Source organism: Streptomyces sp. NPDC000134 (assembly GCF_042899225.1).
In the GTDB taxonomy this organism is placed as follows: Bacteria; Actinomycetota; Actinomycetes; order Streptomycetales; family Streptomycetaceae; genus Streptomyces.
In genome coordinates this window covers 84,044-101,686 of sequence record NZ_JBIAZN010000011.1, presented here as the reverse complement: position 1 = coordinate 101,686, position 17,643 = coordinate 84,044, and the positions used below count along the sequence as shown (strand labels likewise).

At 74.8% G+C, this 17,643-nt stretch carries 13 protein-coding genes; 4 read left to right on the top strand and 9 right to left on the bottom strand.

The window, feature by feature from the left end:
- Positions 1 to 45 precede the first annotated feature (45 nt).
- The 5 genes from ACFY32_RS18165 to ACFY32_RS18145 form a co-directional block, all read right to left on the bottom strand.
- Complete coding sequence (locus ACFY32_RS18165) at positions 46 to 1,185, bottom strand: XdhC family protein (protein ID WP_390674689.1); 1,140 nt, start codon at positions 1,183 to 1,185, stop codon at positions 46 to 48.
- 55 nt (positions 1,186 to 1,240) lie between these two features.
- Positions 1,241 to 2,698, bottom strand: a complete 1,458-nt coding sequence (locus tag ACFY32_RS18160; RefSeq protein WP_390674688.1) for an NCS2 family permease — start codon at positions 2,696 to 2,698, stop codon at positions 1,241 to 1,243.
- A gap of 209 nt (positions 2,699 to 2,907) precedes the next feature.
- Positions 2,908 to 5,292, bottom strand: a complete 2,385-nt coding sequence (locus ACFY32_RS18155) for a xanthine dehydrogenase family protein molybdopterin-binding subunit (protein ID WP_390674687.1) — start codon at positions 5,290 to 5,292, stop codon at positions 2,908 to 2,910.
- 2 nt (positions 5,293 to 5,294) lie between these two features.
- Positions 5,295 to 5,801 (bottom strand): (2Fe-2S)-binding protein, encoded by a 507-nt coding sequence (locus ACFY32_RS18150; RefSeq protein WP_359198419.1) that lies wholly within the window; start codon positions 5,799 to 5,801, stop codon positions 5,295 to 5,297.
- Positions 5,801 to 6,688: an FAD binding domain-containing protein gene (locus ACFY32_RS18145; protein ID WP_359198416.1), complete on the bottom strand. Its 888-nt coding sequence runs from the start codon at positions 6,686 to 6,688 to the stop codon at positions 5,801 to 5,803. The genes ACFY32_RS18150 and ACFY32_RS18145 overlap by 1 nt, the downstream gene beginning before the upstream one ends.
- Before the next feature lie 286 nt (positions 6,689 to 6,974).
- On the opposite strand from ACFY32_RS18145, the gene ACFY32_RS18140 reads away from it, so the two are divergent.
- Positions 6,975 to 8,666: a PucR family transcriptional regulator gene (locus tag ACFY32_RS18140; RefSeq protein ID WP_390674686.1), complete on the top strand. Its 1,692-nt coding sequence runs from the start codon at positions 6,975 to 6,977 to the stop codon at positions 8,664 to 8,666.
- Between the two features lie 152 nt (positions 8,667 to 8,818).
- Positions 8,819 to 9,577: a hypothetical protein gene (locus ACFY32_RS18135; protein WP_359198650.1), complete on the top strand. Its 759-nt coding sequence runs from the start codon at positions 8,819 to 8,821 to the stop codon at positions 9,575 to 9,577.
- A gap of 458 nt (positions 9,578 to 10,035) precedes the next feature.
- On the opposite strand, the gene ACFY32_RS18130 is transcribed toward ACFY32_RS18135, so the two are convergent.
- Entirely contained in the window at positions 10,036 to 10,848 is an 813-nt protein-coding gene (locus ACFY32_RS18130) for a GntR family transcriptional regulator (RefSeq protein WP_390674685.1), read from the bottom strand.
- 168 nt (positions 10,849 to 11,016) lie between these two features.
- On the opposite strand from ACFY32_RS18130, the gene ACFY32_RS18125 reads away from it, so the two are divergent.
- Positions 11,017 to 11,862, top strand: a complete 846-nt coding sequence (locus ACFY32_RS18125; RefSeq protein ID WP_359198408.1) for a (2Fe-2S)-binding protein — start codon at positions 11,017 to 11,019, stop codon at positions 11,860 to 11,862.
- A gap of 278 nt (positions 11,863 to 12,140) precedes the next feature.
- Positions 12,141 to 13,190 (top strand): DUF2637 domain-containing protein, encoded by a 1,050-nt coding sequence (locus ACFY32_RS18120; RefSeq protein WP_359198405.1) that lies wholly within the window; start codon positions 12,141 to 12,143, stop codon positions 13,188 to 13,190.
- Between the two features lie 40 nt (positions 13,191 to 13,230).
- On the opposite strand, the gene ACFY32_RS18115 is transcribed toward ACFY32_RS18120, so the two are convergent.
- The 3 genes from ACFY32_RS18115 to ACFY32_RS18105 all read right to left on the bottom strand — a co-directional run bounded on the left by ACFY32_RS18115 (position 13,231) and on the right by ACFY32_RS18105 (position 16,871).
- On the bottom strand, positions 13,231 to 13,647 hold the full coding sequence (locus ACFY32_RS18115) for an ATP-binding protein (protein WP_390674783.1): 417 nt from the start codon (positions 13,645 to 13,647) through the stop codon (positions 13,231 to 13,233).
- Positions 13,648 to 13,835: 188 nt separating this feature from the next.
- Positions 13,836 to 15,578, bottom strand: coding sequence for a pyruvate dehydrogenase (locus ACFY32_RS18110; protein WP_390674684.1), 1,743 nt, complete (start codon positions 15,576 to 15,578; stop codon positions 13,836 to 13,838).
- A gap of 66 nt (positions 15,579 to 15,644) precedes the next feature.
- Positions 15,645 to 16,871: a protein phosphatase 2C domain-containing protein gene (locus tag ACFY32_RS18105; RefSeq protein WP_390674683.1), complete on the bottom strand. Its 1,227-nt coding sequence runs from the start codon at positions 16,869 to 16,871 to the stop codon at positions 15,645 to 15,647.
- Positions 16,872 to 17,643: the final 772 nt, after the last annotated feature.

Sequence of the window (17,643 nt, the reverse complement as noted above, 5' to 3'; positions counted from 1 at the left end):
GACGGACGACGGCCGGGGCGCCGGCCGGGCGGCCGGGCGGCCGGGTCAGGACATCTGGGCGACCGGGGCCGGTTCGTCGTGGTGGATCGGGGTGTGCGCCCCGGTCAGCGGGACGCCGCTGCCGCCGCGCCGGGCCGCGACGATCTCGGCCGCGATGGACAGCGCGGTCTCCTCGGGCGTACGGGCGCCCAGGTCCAGGCCGATCGGGGATCGCAGCCGGGCCAGTTCCAGGTCCCCGACGCCGACCTCGCGCAGCCGCGCCTCCCGGTCCAGGTGGGTGCGGCGCGAGCCCATCGCCCCGACGTACGCCACCGGCAGCCTCAGCGCCAGCCTCAGCAGCGGTACGTCGAACTTGGCGTCGTGGGTCAGCACGCACAGCACCGTGCGGGCGTCCACCCCGGTCCGCTCCAGGTACTCGTGCGGCCAGGCGACGACGACCTCGTCGGCGTCGGGGAAGCGGGCCTCGGTCGCGAAGACGGGCCGGGCGTCGCACACCGTCACCCGGTAGCCCAGGAACCGGCCGACGCGGACCAGCGCCGACGCGAAGTCGATCGCGCCGAACACGATCATGCGGGGCGGCGGCACCGACGACTCCACCAGCACGGTGAGCGGCGCCCCGCACCGCGAGCCCCGCTCGCCGATCTCCAGGGTGCCGGTGCGCCCGGCGTCCAGGAAGGCCCGCGCCTCGGCGGCCACCGTGGCGTCCAGCGCGGGATGCGCCCCGAAGCCGCCGTCGCGGGAGCCGTCCGGCCGCACCGTCACCGCGCGGCCCAACAGGTGCGCGGGGCCCGCCACGATCCGGGCGAGCGCCGCCGCCTCCCCGCACGCGGCGGCGGCCAGCGCGGTCGCCGCCGCCGGCCGGGCGGGGTCGTCCGCCCGGACCGGGGTGACCAGGATGTCGATGACCCCGCCGCAGGTCAGGCCCACGGCGAAGGCGTCGGCGTCGCTGTAGCCGAAGCGTTCCAGGACGGTCGTGCCGTCCTGGAGCACCTGCCGGCACAGCTCGTACACGGCGCCCTCCACACAGCCCCCGGAGACCGACCCGACCGCCGTGCCGTCGGCGTCCACCGCGAGGGCGGCGCCGGGCCGGCGCGGGGCGCTGCCGCTGACGGCCACCACCGTGGCCACCGCGAAGTCGCGTCCCTGCCCGATCCACCGGTGCAGTTCCTCGGCGATGTCCAGCATCTGTCGGTCTCCTCGGGAAGATCGGGGTGGAGGGACGGGTTCCCCGGCCGGACGGCTAACGCACGCCCAGCCAGCTCTCGATCGGGTTCAGGGCGAAGTACACGAGGAAGACGGCCGTCAGCACCCACATGAAGGCGCCGACCTCCCGGAACCTGCCCTGCGCCGCCTTGATCGCCGTGTAGGCGATGACGCCGGCGGCGACGCCGGTGGTGATGGTGTACGTGAACGGCATCAGCACCACGGTCAGGAAGACCGGGATCGCGGTCGCCCGGTCCGCCCAGTCCACGTGCCGGGCGTTCATCAGCATCATCGCGCCGATCACCACCAGCGCCGCCGACGCGACCTCCTGCGGGACGATCGCGGTGAGCGGCGTGAAGAACAGGCAGGCCGCGAAGAGGGCGCCGGTCACCACCGAGGCGAGTCCGGTCCGGGCGCCCTCGCCGACGCCGGTGGCCGACTCGATGAACACCGTCTGGCCGCTGCCGCCCGTCACCCCGCCGATCGCGCCGCCGGCGCCGTCGATGAACAGCGCCTTGGACAGGCCCGGCATCCGGCCCTGGTCGTCGGCGAGTCGCGCCTCGGTGCCGACGCCGATGATGGTCGCCATCGCGTCGAAGAACCCGGCGAGCACCAGGGTGAACACGATCATGCCGACGGTCATCGCGCCGACCTCGCCCCAGCCCCCGAACCCGACGTCGCCGAAGAGCGAGAAGTCGGGCCTGGAGACCGCGCCGCCGTGCAGCTCCGGGGCACCGCCCGCCCACTGCCCGGCGCCGACCACCCCGCCGGCGTTCAGCAGGGCGGCGACGGCGGTGCCGGCGACGATGCCGATGAGGATGGCGCCGGGGACGTTCCGCGCCTGGAGCATGAAGATCAGCAGGAGGGTGCCGCAGAACAGCAGCACCGGCCAGCCGGCGAGTTCGCCCGCCGGGCCGAGGGTGAGCGGGGTGGCCTTGCCCTGGTGGACGAAGCCGGACTTGTAGAAGCCGATGATCGCGATGAACAGGCCGATGCCCATGGTGATGCCGTGCTTGAGCGCGAGCGGGATCGCGTTCATGATCATCTCGCGCAGGCCGGTGACCACCAGGAGCATGATCACCACGCCGTAGACCACGCACATGCCCATCGCCTGCGGCCAGGTCATCTCGGGGACGACCTGCGAGGCGAGCACGCCGGAGACGGAGAGGCCGGCGGCGAGCGCGAGCGGCACCTTGCCGACGAAGCCCATCAGCAGGGTGCTCAGGGCCGCGGCGGAGGCGGTGGCGGTGATCAGGGCCTTGGTGGCGAGGGTGTTCCCGGCCGCGTCCTCGCCGGACAGGATCAGGGGGTTGAGCAGGAGGATGTACGCCATCGCCATGAAGGTGGTGACGCCGCCGCGCACTTCGCGCGCCACGGTCGATCCTCGCCGGGATATGTGGAAGTAGCGGTCGAGCCACGACCGGCCCGCCGGGACGCGGGAGCCCGCGCCCGCGTCCTCGGCGGTGGTCGTGGGCTCCGCTGACTGCTGGGTCATGGTGCCGTCTCCCAAGGTTCACAGGGGCACCCGTGCCATGTGTGGTCACGGGATTTGGGAGGTGCCGCAGTCGGGGGACGGCCCGTTAACCGCACCTTGAGGTGGCCGGCGCCGGGGTGACCGTGGATGAGGCCGTTGCCCGGCGCCGGGATGCCGTCGCGCCCACCCGTGCCGCCCTGCGGCACGCCTGCCCGCGACGGGGGGCGGAGCTACGCCGTTCCGGTGAGGTGCTCCGGGCGGACCGGGGTGCGGTCCAGGCTGAGGCCCGTCGCGTCGCGGACGGCCGCGAGGACCGCCGGGGTGGAGGACAGGGTGGGGGCCTCACCGATGCCGCGCAGCCCGTACGGGGCGTGCTCGTCGGCGAGTTCGAGCACGTCGACCGGGATGGTCGGGGTGTCGAGGATGGTGGGGATGAGGTAGTCGGTGAAGGAGGGGTTGCGCACCTTGGCCGTCTCGGGGTCGACGACGATCTCCTCCATCACGGCGATGCCCAGGCCCTGCGTGGTGCCGCCCTGGATCTGCCCGACGACGGAGAGCGGGTTGAGCGCCTTGCCGACGTCCTGCGCGCAGGCCAGTTCGATCACCTTGACCAGGCCGAGTTCGGTGTCGACCTCGACCACCGCGCGGTGCGCGGCGAAGGAGTACTGGACGTGCCCGTTGCCCTGGCCGGTGCGCGGGTCGAAGGGCTCGGTCGGCCGGTGCCGCCACTCCTCCTCGACCTCGACGGCCTCGCCTTCGAGGACGTCCGCCAGGTCGGCGAGCACCTCGCCGCCGTCGGTGACCACCTTGCCGCCCTCCAGCAGCAGTTCGGCGGTGGCCCAGGCCGGGTGGTACGAGCCGAACCTGCGGCGCCCGATCTCCAGCACCCGCTCCCGCACCAGCTCGCAGGCGTTCTTCACCGCGCCGCCGGTGACGTACGTCTGCCGGGACGCCGAGGTCGAACCGGCGCTGCCCACCGCCGTGTCGGCCGGGTGGATGGTCACCTGGGCGACGCCCAGCTCGGTGCGGGCGATCTGGGCGTGCACGGTGACGCCGCCCTGGCCGACCTCGGCCATCGCGGTGTGCACGGTGGCCACCGGCTCGCCGCCGGCCACCTCCAGGCGCACCCGCGCGGTCGAGTAGTCGTCGAAGCCCTCGGAGAACCCGACGTTCTTGATGCCGACCGCGTACCCGACCCCGCGCACGACGCCCTCGCCGTGCGTGGTGTTGGACAGGCCGCCGGGCAACTGGCGTACGTCCGCTCCGTCGCTGGACTCCCACTGGCGCTCCGGCGGCATCGGCATCGCCTTGACGCGGCGCAGCAGTTCGGCGACCGGCGCGGGTGAGTCGACGGGCTGCCCGGTGGGCATGAGCGTGCCCTGTTCCATGGCGTTGCGCTGCCGGAACTCCACCGGGTCCAGGCCGAGTTCCCGGGCCACCTTGTCCATCTGCGCCTCGTAGGCGAAGCACGCCTGGACCGCGCCGAAGCCGCGCATCGCGCCGCAGGGCGGGTTGTTGGTGTAGAGGGCGATCGCCTCGATGTCGACGTCGTCGACGGCGTAGGGTCCGACGCCGAGCGAGGAGGCGTTGCCGACCACCGCCGGGGAGGCGGAGGCGTACGCGCCGCCGTCCAGGACGATCCGGCACTTGACGTGGGTCAGCTTGCCGTCGCGGGTGGCGCCGTGCTCGTAGTACAGCTTGGCGGGGTGGCGGTGGACGTGGCCGAAGAAGGACTCGAACCGGTTGTAGACGATCTTGACGGGTCTGCCGGTGCGCAGTGCCAGCAGGCAGGCGTGGATCTGCATGGACAGGTCCTCGCGCCCGCCGAACGCGCCGCCGACGCCGGAGAGCGTCATCCGCACCTTGTCCTCGGGCAGCCCGAGCACGGGAGCCATCTGGCGCAGGTCGGAGTGGAGCCACTGGGTGGCGATGTAGAGGTGGACGCCGCCGTCCTCCTCGGGCACGGCGAGTCCGGACTCGGGGCCGAGGAACGCCTGGTCCTGCATCCCGAAGGTGTACTCGCCCTTGACGATCACGTCGGCCCGGCGGGCCGCGGCCCCGGCGTCGCCGCGCACGATGGGCTGGCGGTGGACGATGTTGGGGTGCGGGACGTGGCCCATGTGGTGATCGGTGCGGTGCTCGTGGACGAGTACGGCACCGGGTGCGGTCGCGGACGCCTCGTCGGTGACGACGGGCAGCTCCCGGTACTCGACCTTGATCTTCGCGGCGGCGCGGCGGGCGGTCTCGGGGTGGTCGGCGGCGACGAGGGCGACCGGCTCGCCGTGGTGGCGGACCTTGCCGTGGGCGAGGACGGGGGTGTCCTGGATCTCCAGCCCGTAGTGGCGTACGCCGGTCGGCAGGTCGTCGTAGGTCATGACCGCGTACACGCCGGGCAGCGCGAGCGCCTCGGAGGTGTCGATGGAGACGATCTCGGCGTGCGCGACGGTGGAGCGCAGGATCTGGCCCCAGAGCATGTCCTCGTGCCACATGTCGGAGGAGTAGGCGAACTCGCCGGTGACCTTGAGCGTGCCGTCCGGGCGGAGCGTGGACTCGCCGATGCCGCCCTTGGCGGGGGCTTCCTGGGTGAGCTTCGTGGGTGCGCCGTTGGCTGCCATGGTCAGACCCCCTCGGACTGGCGGGCGGCGGCCAGGCGCACCGCGTCCATGATCTTCTCGTAGCCGGTGCAGCGGCACAGGTTGCCGGAGAGCGCCTCGCGGATGTCCGCGTCGCTCGGGTCGGGGTTGCGCTCCAGCATCTCGTCGGCGGCGACGAGCAGGCCGGGCGTGCAGAAGCCGCACTGGACGGCGCCGGCGTCGAGGAACGCCTGCTGGATCGGGGCGAGCCCGCTCTCCCGCGCCGGGTCGCCGGCCCGTTCCCTGGCGTACTCGGCCAGCCCTTCGACCGTGACGACCTCGCGGCCCTCGGCCTGGCCGGCGGCGACCAGGCAGGAGCAGACGGGCACGCCGTCCAGGCGGACCGTGCAGGAGCCGCACTCGCCCTGTTCGCAGGCGTTCTTGGAGCCGGGCAGGCCGAGCCGCTCGCGCAGCACGTACAGGAGGGACTCGCCCTCCCACACGTCGTCGGCCTCCTGGGGACGTCCGTTGACGGTGAAGTTGACGCGCATCAGGCGGCGCCTCCCTTTCGCTCGGCGGTGCGGTACGACTCCCAGGTCCACGTCAGCGTGCGGCGGGCCAGCACGCCGATCGCGTGGCGGCGGTAGCTCGCGGTGCCCCGGACGTCGTCGATCGGGTTGCAGGCGGCCGAGCAGAGCTGGGCGAACCGTTTGGCGACGGAGGGGGTGACGACCTTGCCGTTGTCCCAGAAGCCGCCCTCCGCCAGGGCCGCGTTCAGGAACTCCTCGGCGGCCGTGGCCCGCACCGGCGTCGGCGCGGCGGACCCGATGCCGGTGCGGACCGTCCGGGTCCCGGGGTGCAGCGCGAGGCCGAACGCGCACACGGCGATCACCATGGCGTTGCGGGTGCCGACCTTGGAGAACTGCTGCGGTCCGTCGGCCTTCCTGACGTGCACGGCGCGGATCAGCTCGTCGGGTGCGAGCGCGTTGCGCTTGACGCCGGTGTAGAAGGCGTCGATGGGGATCATGCGGGTGCCGCGCACCGAGACCGCCTCGACCTCGGCGCCTGCGGCGAGCAGCGCCGGGTGGGCGTCGCCGGCCGGGGAGGCGGTGCCGAGGTTGCCGCCGACGCCGCCGCGGTTGCGGATCTGCGGGGAGGCGACGGTGTGCGCGGCCAGGGCGAGCCCCGGCAGTTCGGCGCGCAGGTGTTCCATGATGCGGGTGTACGGCACGGAGGCACCGAGCCGTACGCTCTCCTGGCCGACCTCCCACTCGGCCAGTTCGCCGACGCGGTTGAGGTCCATGAGGTACTCGGGCCGGCGGTGGTCGAAGTTGATCTCGACCATCACGTCGGTGCCGCCCGCGATCGGCACAGCGGTGGGGTGCTCGGCCTTAGCGGCGAGCGCCTCCTCCCAACTGGCGGGGCGAAGGAAGTCCATGACCGGCTCTCTTCTTCGTCTCGTGGGGCGTGGGGATTGAGCCAATCCGTGTGCGGCGGGCCCGGCTCGTTCATGTGCTGTTCACGCTGAGTGGGCTCAGTACACAGCTCCGTGCGCCACCGGGGTCAGTCGCAGAAACCATGAAGGAGTTGGCTGGCCAGGGCAATCGTCTTGTAGATTCATATGAACGGAGGTCCTCGGTAACCTCCTCGATCTCCTGTGGAAACGCGCGACACAGCCGCGTGACCTGGAACACGCTTCGAGACAGAGAACGGCGGCGACGAGAATGCGGCTGCGCGCACTGCTGGACACGGACGCGCTGGGCCTGAGACTGCTCGGCGGCGAGAGCGAGCTGGACCGCGCCGTGCGCGGGGTGATGACCACCGACCTGCGGGACCCCAGCCGCTATCTCTCCGGCGGGGAGCTGGTGCTGACCGGCCTCGCCTGGCGCCGTGACGCCGCCGACTCCGAGCCGTTCGTACGGATTCTGGCGCAGGCGGGGGTGGCCGCGCTCGCCGCCGGTGAGGCGGAGCTGGGCGAGGTGCCCGAGGACCTGGTGGTGGCGTGCGCCCGGCACCGGCTGCCGCTGTTCGCGGTGCACGAGTCGGTGGCGTTCGCGACGATCACCGAGCACGTGGTGCGGCAGGTCTCCGGCGAGCGCGCCGGGGACCTCGCCGCCGTCGTCGACCGGCACCGCCGGATGATGACCTCCGGACCGGCGGGCGGCGGCCCGGACGTCGTCCTTGACCTGCTCGGCTCCGACCTGGACCTGCGGGCCTGGGTGCTGTCGCCGACCGGGCGGACCGTCGCCGCCGCCAGGGTGGCGGGCCCCGCGCCGGCCCCCGAGGTGTGCGCGAGGCTGGCGGCGGAGCACCTGGCGGCCACCCGCGCGGGGCGGCGGGCGCCGCACCGGGTGGCGCTGGCCGGGACGGTCTACAGCCTCTTCCCGGTGCGCGGCGGCGGGCGGGACCCGCAGGGCGCGCGGGTGGCGCGGGACGTGCGGGAGACGGTGCTGTCGGACTGGCTGCTGGCGGTCGAGGCGGACGCCGGGGACTGGGCGGAGGAACGGCTGGACCTGCTGCACGGCGTCACCCAGTTGATCGCCGTCGAGCGGGACCGCAGGGACGCGGCCCGCACGGTCCGGCGGCGCCTCGCGCAGGAGGTGCTGGAGCTGGTGCAGTCGGGGGCGGTGCCCGCCGAGATCGCGGCCCGGCTGCGGGTGGCGGCGCCGGTGCTGCTGCCGGGGCTGGGCGCCGCCCCGCACTGGCAGGTGGTGGTGGCCCGGGTGGAGTGGGACGACCGGGACGCCGGGGGGCCGGACAGCGGCCGCGGCGCCCAGGCGCTGCTCGAAGAGGTCCTCGTCGACCCCCGGGCGACCGGTCCCGAGCACTCCGACCGCATCGCGGTGGCGCACGCCGGCGACGAGGCCGTCGCGCTGGTCCCGCTGCCGGCCGTCGCGGGCGGGCACGACGGCTCCGAGGCGGGCGTCGTCGCCGACGCGCTCCTGGAGGCGGTACGGGAGCCGCTGGCGGCGGGGCTGGACGGGGACGGGCGGGTCACGATCGGCGTCAGCGCGGCGGTGCACTCGGCGGAGGGGCTGCGCGGCGCGCTGGAGGAGGCCCGGCACGCCCGGCGGGTGGCCGCCGCCCGCCCCGGCCGGGTCTGCGCGGCCGGCCACCAGGAACTCGCCTCGCACGTCCTGCTGCTGCCGTTCGTCCCCGACGACGTGCGCCGCGCCTTCACCGCCCGGCTCCTGGACCCCTTGCGGGAGTACGACCGGCGGCACCGCGCGGAGCTGATTCCGACGCTGGAGGCGTTCCTCGACTGCGACGGCTCCTGGACCCGCTGCGCGGCCCGGCTGCACCTGCACGTCAACACGCTGCGCTACCGCGTCGGCCGGATCGAGCAGTTGACGGCGCGCGACCTGTCGAAGCTGGAGGACAAGCTGGATTTCTTCCTGGCACTGCGCATGAGCTGACCTCTCGGCGGGCCGCCCCGCGGTCCCCGAGCGCCACTACTTTGTGAATTCTTTCACCCACCCTCTTGGCCGCGCCCGGCGTTCCGTGCTGAGATGCGCCCACCACTCGGGCTCGACGGCGTGCTAGGGAGGGCAACGTGGCGCACCCCGCCATGTCTGGTACGGGAACCACCGCAAGTGACGATCCGCTCCAGACCGCGATATGGCGGCTGCGTTCGCGCGCCTGCTGGGCCGACGCGGCCGCCCTGCTGCGGCCGGACACCGCGCCCGCCGCGCTCCAGCGGGCCGCGCTGCTGGTGGAGCGGTGCCTCTACACCGAGCAGGGCTGGGAGGAGGCCGAGGACGCGCTGCGCACCGCCGAGGCGCTCGCGCACGGCGACGAGGAGCGCGGGGCCGCCGCCTGCGAACGCGGGCAGCTCGCCTACGCGGCCACCCTGCACGGTGTGCGGGACCGGGCCGACGAGGCGCGGGCGGCGCTGGGCCGGGCGGCGGCGCTGATCGCGCCGGGGGCGCGGGGGCGGGCGCTGCTGGACTTCCGGCGCGGACTGCTCGCGGAGAACCTCACCCGCTCCCCGCAGGCGGCGCGGGCGGCGTACCGGCGGGCGCACGCCGGGGCCACCGCGCACGCCGATCCGCTGCTGCTGTCGTTCACCTGGCGGCACCTGGCCGGGCTGGCGCTGCGCGACGGGGAGATCGCCGAGGCCCGGCACGGCTTCGCCGAGTCCCTGCGCATCCGCGAGGAACTGGGCTACCTCGTCGGTACGGCCCCGGCGCTGGCCTCGCTCGCCGAGACGGAGGCCGAACCGGAGGCGACCCGGCTGCGCGAGGAGGCCCGCCGCCTCTTCCGCCTCCTGGGCGGCGTCCCCACCTGGCTCGCGGCCCACCTGACACCGTCACCGGGGGCGGCCTGACGGAGCGCCTCGCGCCCTCCCTCTCTCCCACCGCCGGTCACGGACGGCCCGCGACGGCGGCCGGAGAGGCCCATGGCGGCGGGGGGAGAGTCCCACGACGGGGGGGAGGCGGTCGGCCCGCGGCGGCCAGAGGCGGTCCACCCGCGGCGGCCAAGGCAGTCGGCCGAAGGCGGTCCGCCCGCGGCGGCGGAGGCGGCCGGCCGGAGGCGGGCGGAGGCGGTCCGCCCGCGGCGGGCGGAGGCGGCCGGCCGGAGGCGGGCGGAGGCGGTCCGCCCGCGGCGGGCGGAGGCGGCCGGCCGGAGGCGGCCGGAGACGGCCGGCCCGCAGCGGGAGGAAGCGGCCGGAGGCGGGTCGGCCCGCGGCGGGCGGAGGCGGTCCGCCCGCGGCGGCGGAGGCGGTCGGCCGAAGGCGGCCGGAGGCGGTGCGCGCGGGTGGTGCGGGAGCGGGGCGTGTGCGGCTCAGCCCTGCGCGAAGTGCCGTTCCACCAGGGTCCGTACCGCCTCCTGGTCGCCCGCGATCAGGGCGTCCAGCAGGGCGGTGTGGTCGTGGGCGTCGGCGATCAGGTCGGCCCGGCCGCGGGCGGCGGGGCCGCCGACCAGGGGCCACTGCGCCCGGCGGTGCAGGTCGTCGGCGATGCGCAGGAGCTGCTCGTTGCCGGCCAGGGCGAGCACCGCGCGGTGGAAGGCGCGGTCGGCCTCGGCGTAGGCCGCCCGGCAGTTGGCGGACGCGGCCCGGACGGTGGCCTCGGCCAGCGGGCGCAGCCCGGCCCAGCGCTCGGCGGGCACGGTCCGGGCCAGCCTCAGCACCACCGGCGTCTCGATCAGCGCCCGGACCTCGGCCAGCTCGGCCAGCTCCCGGGGGCCCCGCTCGACGACCCGGAACCCCCGGTTGGGGACCACCTCGACGGCGCCCTCCTGGGCGAGCTGCTGCATGGCCTCGCGCACCGGCGTCGCGGAGACCCCGAACCGTTCGCCGAGCGCGGGCGCGGAGTACACCTCGCCCGGCCGCAGCTCCCCGGCGACCAGCGCGGCGCGCAGCGCGGCGAGGACCTGCCCGCGCACGGAGGAGCGCTGGACGAGCGGCCGGGGGCCGGCCGGCGGGGTCTCGCCGTGGGTGTGCTCGCCCCGGGCGGCGTCCCCGGCGGCGGGCCGGTCCCCGGCGGTCTCCCGCCCGGCCCCGCCCGTGCGGGCCTGCGCCGGCACCCGGGCCCCGGCCGCGCGGCCGAACGCGGCGGTTCCCGCGCCGCCGGAGCCCTGCGCGCCCTGCTCCACCGGGTCCTCCTACGACGTGTCGGTACTTGGGGTCATTACGACCGGTTGTCACTGATCCGTCAAGCACTTTAGGTCGTACCGGCCACCGGTTCACATCCGGGAGATCTTGGGTAAGGTAAGGCTTACCTCTTGCTCGCCCGTTCGAACGACGTGGATCGGTGGTCCCGCATGTCCGTCCCCCGCTCGGCCGTCGCGGACGCCTACGCGCGTCTGACCGAGGCCCTCCCGGGACTCGCCGTCACCGAACTGTCCGCCGGCGAACCGCTGCCCAGCGGCGGCGACTGGGTGGCCGCCGCCGCGCTCGCGGAGGGCGGGGCCGCGCTGGAGACGTTCGTGGCCTGGGACGACGCCCAGGTGGTCCGGGACTACGGGCAGCGCGCCCGGCCGGACGTGGTCGCCAGCTTCGGCCTGCACCGGTACGCCTGGCCGGCCTGCCTGCTGGTCACCGTCCCCTGGTTCACCCACCGCCGGGTGCCCCGCTACCCGGTGACGCACGTCGCCTACGACCGCCGCGCCGAGGGCCTGCCGCTCGGGCACCTGGCGGTCCGGCCCGAGGGCTTCGCCTGCCTGCCCGGCGACCCGGCCGCCGCGCTGCCCGGCGCCCGCGTGGTCGCCGACGAGGAGGCGCTGCGGGCCGAGGTGCGGGCCGCGGTCGCCGAGCACCTGGAGCCGGTGCTCACCGGGTTCGGGCCGCGGATGCGGCGGCGCGGCCGGGCCCTGTGGGGCATGGCGACCGACGAGATCGTCGAGGGCCTGTGGTACGTCGCCCACCTCCTCGGCGAGCAGGAGCGGGCCCGTCAGGAGCTGGAGCTGCTGCTGCCGGGCGCGACCCGGCCGTACGTCGGCGCGGCGGCGTTCCGGGAGCTGAAGGGCCCGGACGGCAAGCCGCTGCACACCCGGGACCGGGCGAGCTGCTGCATGTTCTACACCCTGCGCCCCGAGGACACCTGCGCCACCTGCCCCCGCACCTGCGAGGCGGACCGCGTCGACAAGCTGCTCGCCACCGCGAGTTGACGCCCCGTCGGGCCGGAGCACTCCCCCGCGTCGCCTAAGATCATGCGTGGTTGCACAGATTCCTCACGCGTCACGGGAACTTTCCGTGGAACCACCCGGACGGGTAGTCTTGTTCGAACTCAACTCCCGCCCCTCAAGCGGCAGTTCGAGCAGAACGCCGCCCAGGGCTTTCCCTCGCACCCCCTTGGCGGCCTCTTGCCGCGAAACCCCCTGAGGGCCGACGGGATTGGGCCACTATGGCGGGCGTTACGCCCTATCCCACTGCAAGGGACCCCTAGATGAGACTGACCGACATATCGCTGAACTGGCTGCTTCCGGGCGCCGTACTGCTCCTGGGCATGCTGGCGGCGGTGGCGGTGCTCGCGCGCGGCAAGCGCACCTCGGGGAAGGACGCGAGCGCGGACGACTCGTGGGAGCGCGCCGAGGAGCGCCGCCGGCGCAAGGAGGCCCTGTACGGCACGGTCTCCTACGTCCTCCTCTTCTGCTGCGCCGCGGTCGCCGCGGCCCTCTCCTTCCACGGCCTGGTCGGGTTCGGCGAGCAGAACCTCGGCCTGAGCGACGGCTGGCAGTACCTGGTCCCGTTCGGCCTGGACGGCGCCGCGATGTTCTGCTCCGTCCTCGCGGTCCGCGAGGCCAGCCACGGTGACGCGGCGCTCGGCTCCCGGATTCTGGTGTGGACCTTCGCCCTCGCGGCGGCCTGGTTCAACTGGGTGCACGCCCCCCGGGGCGCCGGGCACGCGGGCGCCCCGCACTTCTTCGCGGGCATGTCCCTGTCGGCGGCCGTGCTGTTCGACCGGGCGCTGAAGCAGACCCGCCGGGCCGCGCTGCGCGAGCAGGGCCTGGTGCCGCGTCCGCTGCCGCAGATCCGTATCGTCCGCTGGCTGCGCGCCCCGCGCGAGACCTACCGCGCCTGGTCGCTGATGCTCCTGGAAGGGGTGCGCAGCCTGGACGAGGCGGTCGAGGAGGTCCGCGACGACCAGCGCCGCAAGGACGAGGCCAAGCTGCGCCGGCGCGAGAAGGAGCGCATGGAGCGGGCCCAGTTGAAGGCGATCAGCCGGGGCCACCGCGGCTTCCCCGGGCGGGGCGGCCGACAGGTCGAGGTCGAGGTGCAGGCGGTGGAGCGCGGCTCCGACCGGGTCTCCGCGGAGCCTGTCATATCGACCACCAAGGAGCAGTTGCCCGCGCGTCAGCGTCCGTCCCTGCAGCCCGTGCGCGGCGCCGGTGACCCGGTGACCGTCGACCTCACCGCGGAGGACGACACCCAGGCGCTGCCGCGGCTGGACTCCCTGGAGCGCAAACTGAAGGACCTGGAGCAGCAGTTCGGCTAGCGCGCCGCCCGGTCCGGTGCGAGGGGGCGTGACCTTCGGGTCACGCCCCCTCGGCGTTCAGCTCGAACCAGACCGACTTGCCCACCCCGTGCGCCCGTACGCCCCAGGCGTCCGCGAGGGAGCGCACCAGGACCAGGCCCCGGCCGTGCGTGCCGTCCCGGTGCTCGGCGGGCCGGGTCCGCGGCCACCGGCCGACGAAGTCCCGCACCTCCACCCGGAGCGCGCCCGGCCCGACGGTGGCCGTCAGGATCGCGTCGTGATCGGTGTGCACGAGCGCGTTGGTCACCAGTTCGCTGGTGAGCAGTTCCGCGACCTCCGACCGTCCCGGCCACCCCTGGTCGCACAGCAGCGCGCGCAGCGCCCGCCGGACCTCGGGCACCGCCCGCAGGTCGGCCCGTCCCAGTCTGCGCCTGAGCCGGGACTCCGCTCCCATGGTGTCGTCGGCCTTCTCCTCCACCGTGTCCCTCGTGGTCTGCCGCTCCATGTCCCCCGTCCGCGTGTCGCCGCCGTCGCCCCTCCTGCTCGAACACGTTCACGAGCATCCATGCCCGGTGCGGCCCGCCACACTCGGCCTGGCGTACGACGACCGCGTGTTCGGCCATCGGAATGGCCGAACACCGTCGGCCGGATCGGCTTCCCGGCGGATCAGGGCCGGGGCACGTTGCGCAGGTTGGAGCGGGCCATCTGGAGCATCCGGCCCACGCCGCCGTCCAGGACGATCTTCGAGGCGGAGAGGGCGAAACCGGTCACCATGTCGGCGCTGATCTTCGGCGGGATGGACAGGGCGTTGGGGTCGGTGACGACGTCGACGAGGGCCGGGCCCTTGTGCTTGAACGCGGCCTTCAGCGCGCCGGGGAGGTCCTTGGGCTTCTCCACCCGTACGCCGTAGGCGCCGCAGGCTTCCGCGACGGCGGCGAAGTCGGGGTTGGTGTTGGCGGTGCCGTGCGAGGGCAGTCCGGCGACCAGCATCTCCAGTTCGACCATGCCCAGCGAGGAGTTGTTGAACAGCACGATCTTCACCGGCAGGTCGTACTGGACCAGGGTGAGGAAGTCGCCCATCAGCATGGAGAAGCCGCCGTCGCCGGACATCGCCACGACCTGCCGCTTGCGGTCGGTGAACTGCGCGCCGATCGCCATCGGCAGCGCGTTGGCCATCGAGCCGTGCGAGAAGGAGCCGATGACCCGGCGCCGCCCGTTGGGCGTGAGGTAGCGGGCGGCCCAGACGTTGCACATCCCGGTGTCGACGGTGAACACCGCGTCGTCGTCGGCCATCTCGTCCAGGACGGCCGCCACGTACTCGGGGTGGATGGGGACGTGCTTCTCCACCTTGCGGGTGTACGCCTTGACCACGCCCTCCAGCGCGTCGGCGTGCTTCTTCAGCATCCGGTCCAGGAACTTGCGGCTCTTCTTCTCCTTCACCCGCGGGATCAGGCAGCGCAGCGTCTCCTTGGCGTCACCCCACACCGCGAGGTCCAGCTTGGTGCGGCGGCCCAGGTGCTCGGGCCGCACGTCGATCTGGGCGATCTTGACGTCGTCGGGCAGGAAGGCGTTGTACGGGAAGTCGGTGCCGAGCAGGATCAGCAGGTCGCACTCGTGGGTGGCCTCGTAGGCGGCGCCGTAGCCGAGCAGGCCGCTCATGCCGACGTCGTAGGGGTTGTCGTACTGAATCCACTCCTTGCCGCGCAGGGCGTGGCCGACCGGGCTCTTGATCTTGCCGGCGAACTCCATCACCTCGGCGTGCGCGCCGGCCGTGCCGCTGCCGCAGAAGAGGGTGACCTTGTCGGCGTCGTCGATCAGGCGGACCAGCCGGTCGATCTCCTCGTCGCCGGGGCGGACCGTCGGCCGGGAGGTGACCAGGGCGGTCTCGGGGGCCTGCTCGGGGGCGGGCTGTCCGGCGATGTCACCGGGCAGGGCGACCACGCTGACGCCGGAGCGGCCGACCGCGTGCTGGATGGCGGTGTCCAGCAGGCGGGGCATCTGCTGGGGGCTGGAGATCAGCTCGCAGTAGTGGCTGCACTCGGTGAACAGGCGGTCGGGGTGGGTCTCCTGGAAGTAGCCCAGGCCGATCTCGCTGGAGGGGATCTGCGAGGCGAGGGCGAGGACCGGTGCCATCGAACGGTGGGCGTCGTAGAGCCCGTTGATGAGGTGGAGGTTGCCGGGGCCGCAGGAGCCGGCGCAGGCGGTGAGCTTGCCGGTGATCTGCGCCTCGGCGCCGGCGGCGAAGGCGGCGGTCTCCTCGTGGCGCACATGCACCCAGTCGATGCCGGAGTGGCGGCGGACGGCGTCCACGACCGGGTTCAGGCTGTCGCCGACGACGCCGTAGAGACGGCGGACACCGGCGCGGACGAGAATGTCGACGAACTGCTCGGCTACGGTCTGTTTGCCCATGGCGTGCGTGTGCCCCTTCGGTCCGCTGGTGATCCCTCGGGTTCCATGGAGGCACAGCGGACGCCGTCACGCCTCCCACACGGCGGCGGCCGTACGGTCGTCGGCGTAACCCTCGACCCGGGTGCCGGTGTCGGCGAGGAATCCGGCGAGGCCGGGCGGGGTGCGGCCGGACCACCGTCCGGCGAGGTGCGCGCGCAGGCCGGACTCGCCGCGCAGGGGGCCGGCCAGGCCCTGGGTGCACAGCAGCAGGACATCACCCGGGCGGGCGACGGAGGCCCGGAAGCGGAAGGGTTCCCGGGGCGGTGCGGCGGGCTGGTCGTACGGGCCGGGCGGGGTGGTGATGCCGAGATCCAGGGTGAGCCGGTCGCCCTCGGGGGTCTCGGCCGGCGGTGACCCGAAGCCGACCACGGGGGCGCCGGCCGTCTCGGCGGCGGCGGGTTCGATGTCCTGCCAGTCGCCGTCCCGCAGCCGGAACAGGCCGCCCGCGCCGACGCCGAAGAACACCCGGGTGCGACAGGCCGGATCGGCGGGGAGCAGCAGACAGCGCAGGGTGGCGGTGTACTCGTCCGGCGCGAGGCCCTGTTCGGCGGCGCCGGCGCGGAGCCGGCCGAGACTGCGGTCGGTCAGGCGGTGCAGGCCCGACTTCAGGTCGCCGCGGCGGGCGGCCCGCAGGTCGGCGACGAGGCGGGCGTGGCTGCGGCCGACGGCCCGGCCGATCCAGCGGCATGCCTCGGCGGCGGCGCGGTGGGCGCCGACGGCACCGGGGGCGCCGGTCGCCATCGCCACCAGCACCAGGGCCTGCTCGCCGGTGCCGAACCGGGCGGTCAGCAGGGCGTCGCGGCGCGGATCACCCCGGAACCGGGCGGATTCGCCCCGCACGGACGCGGCCCGCAGGGTGCCGGCCCCCGACCGGGCCCCCTCCAGCACGGTGTCCGCCACCAGACCGTCCAGCGCCTCCGGATCGGCGACGGGCAGCACGGCGTGCCCGGCCTCGCAGACGAACGCCCCACCACCGACGTGACCCTGCGGGGCGGGGGACGGGACGTCTCGGGGGGCGGGGGCCGGGGCGCCCTGCGGTCCGGGTGCGGTGGCCTGTGGTCCGGGGGCGACGCCCTGCGGGCCGGGGGTTGCCCCGTCCCTCGGGCCTGAGGCCCCCGCCTCCTGCGGGCCGGGTGCGGTGGCCTGCGGGCCGGGTGCGGTGGCCTGCGGGCCGGAGGTTGCCGCGTCCTTGGAGGCTCGGGTCGCCGCCTTCTGCGGGCCGGGGTCTACGCCCTGCGGGCCTGGGCCCCCCACGCCCTGCGGGCCGGGGGCTGCGGCCTGTGATTCGGGGGCTGCGCCCTGCGGGCCTGGGGCCCCCACGCCCTCCGGGACGGGTGCGGCGCCCTCCGGGACGGGTGCGGCGCCCTGCGAGCCGAGGGCTGCGCCCTCCGGGCCGGGGGCTGCGCCCTGCGAGCCGCCGGGGGTTGTCGTTTCCCACGGGCGCGGGTCCGCCTTTTCCCACGGGCGCGGGCCCGCCACCCGCCACGGGCCGGCGGCAGCCGGTTGCCACGGGCCCGGGGACGCGCCGTCCGGCGGGCTCGGCACGCCTGCGTCCGGCGGCCCGGATGACGGGGCGTCTCCGGCCGCGCGGGGCGGGTCCGCCGCGGCCGGTGCCGTCGGGAAGGTCACGGGGCCGGGGTCCGGGTCGGTCGGTGGTTCCCAGGGGGCGCGCCACGCGGGCCGCCGTGCGGCCGGGTCGAACCCGAACCGCCCGGGGTCGGGCGGCGCCGCCGGGCGCGGGGCCGGCCCGGTCCCGCCGCGGCGGGGCGCCGGGACCGGCCCCGCGGGGGCGGCGGACGTCCCCGGGCCGCCCGGGGCGTCCACCGTGCCGGCGGCCGACGCGAAGCGGTCGTCCAGGGAATCGGGTGCTGCCGTGGGCCCGGTGTCGTCCGCGGAGGCGTCGTACAACTGCCGCCACCACTCGTCCTCGTGGCCCCTGGGACTTCCCCCCTGCTGGCTCATGCCGCCAATTGTCCACCGGGCGGGCCCGATGAACACGGGGCGACCGGAAAAATCGGGCGCGGCC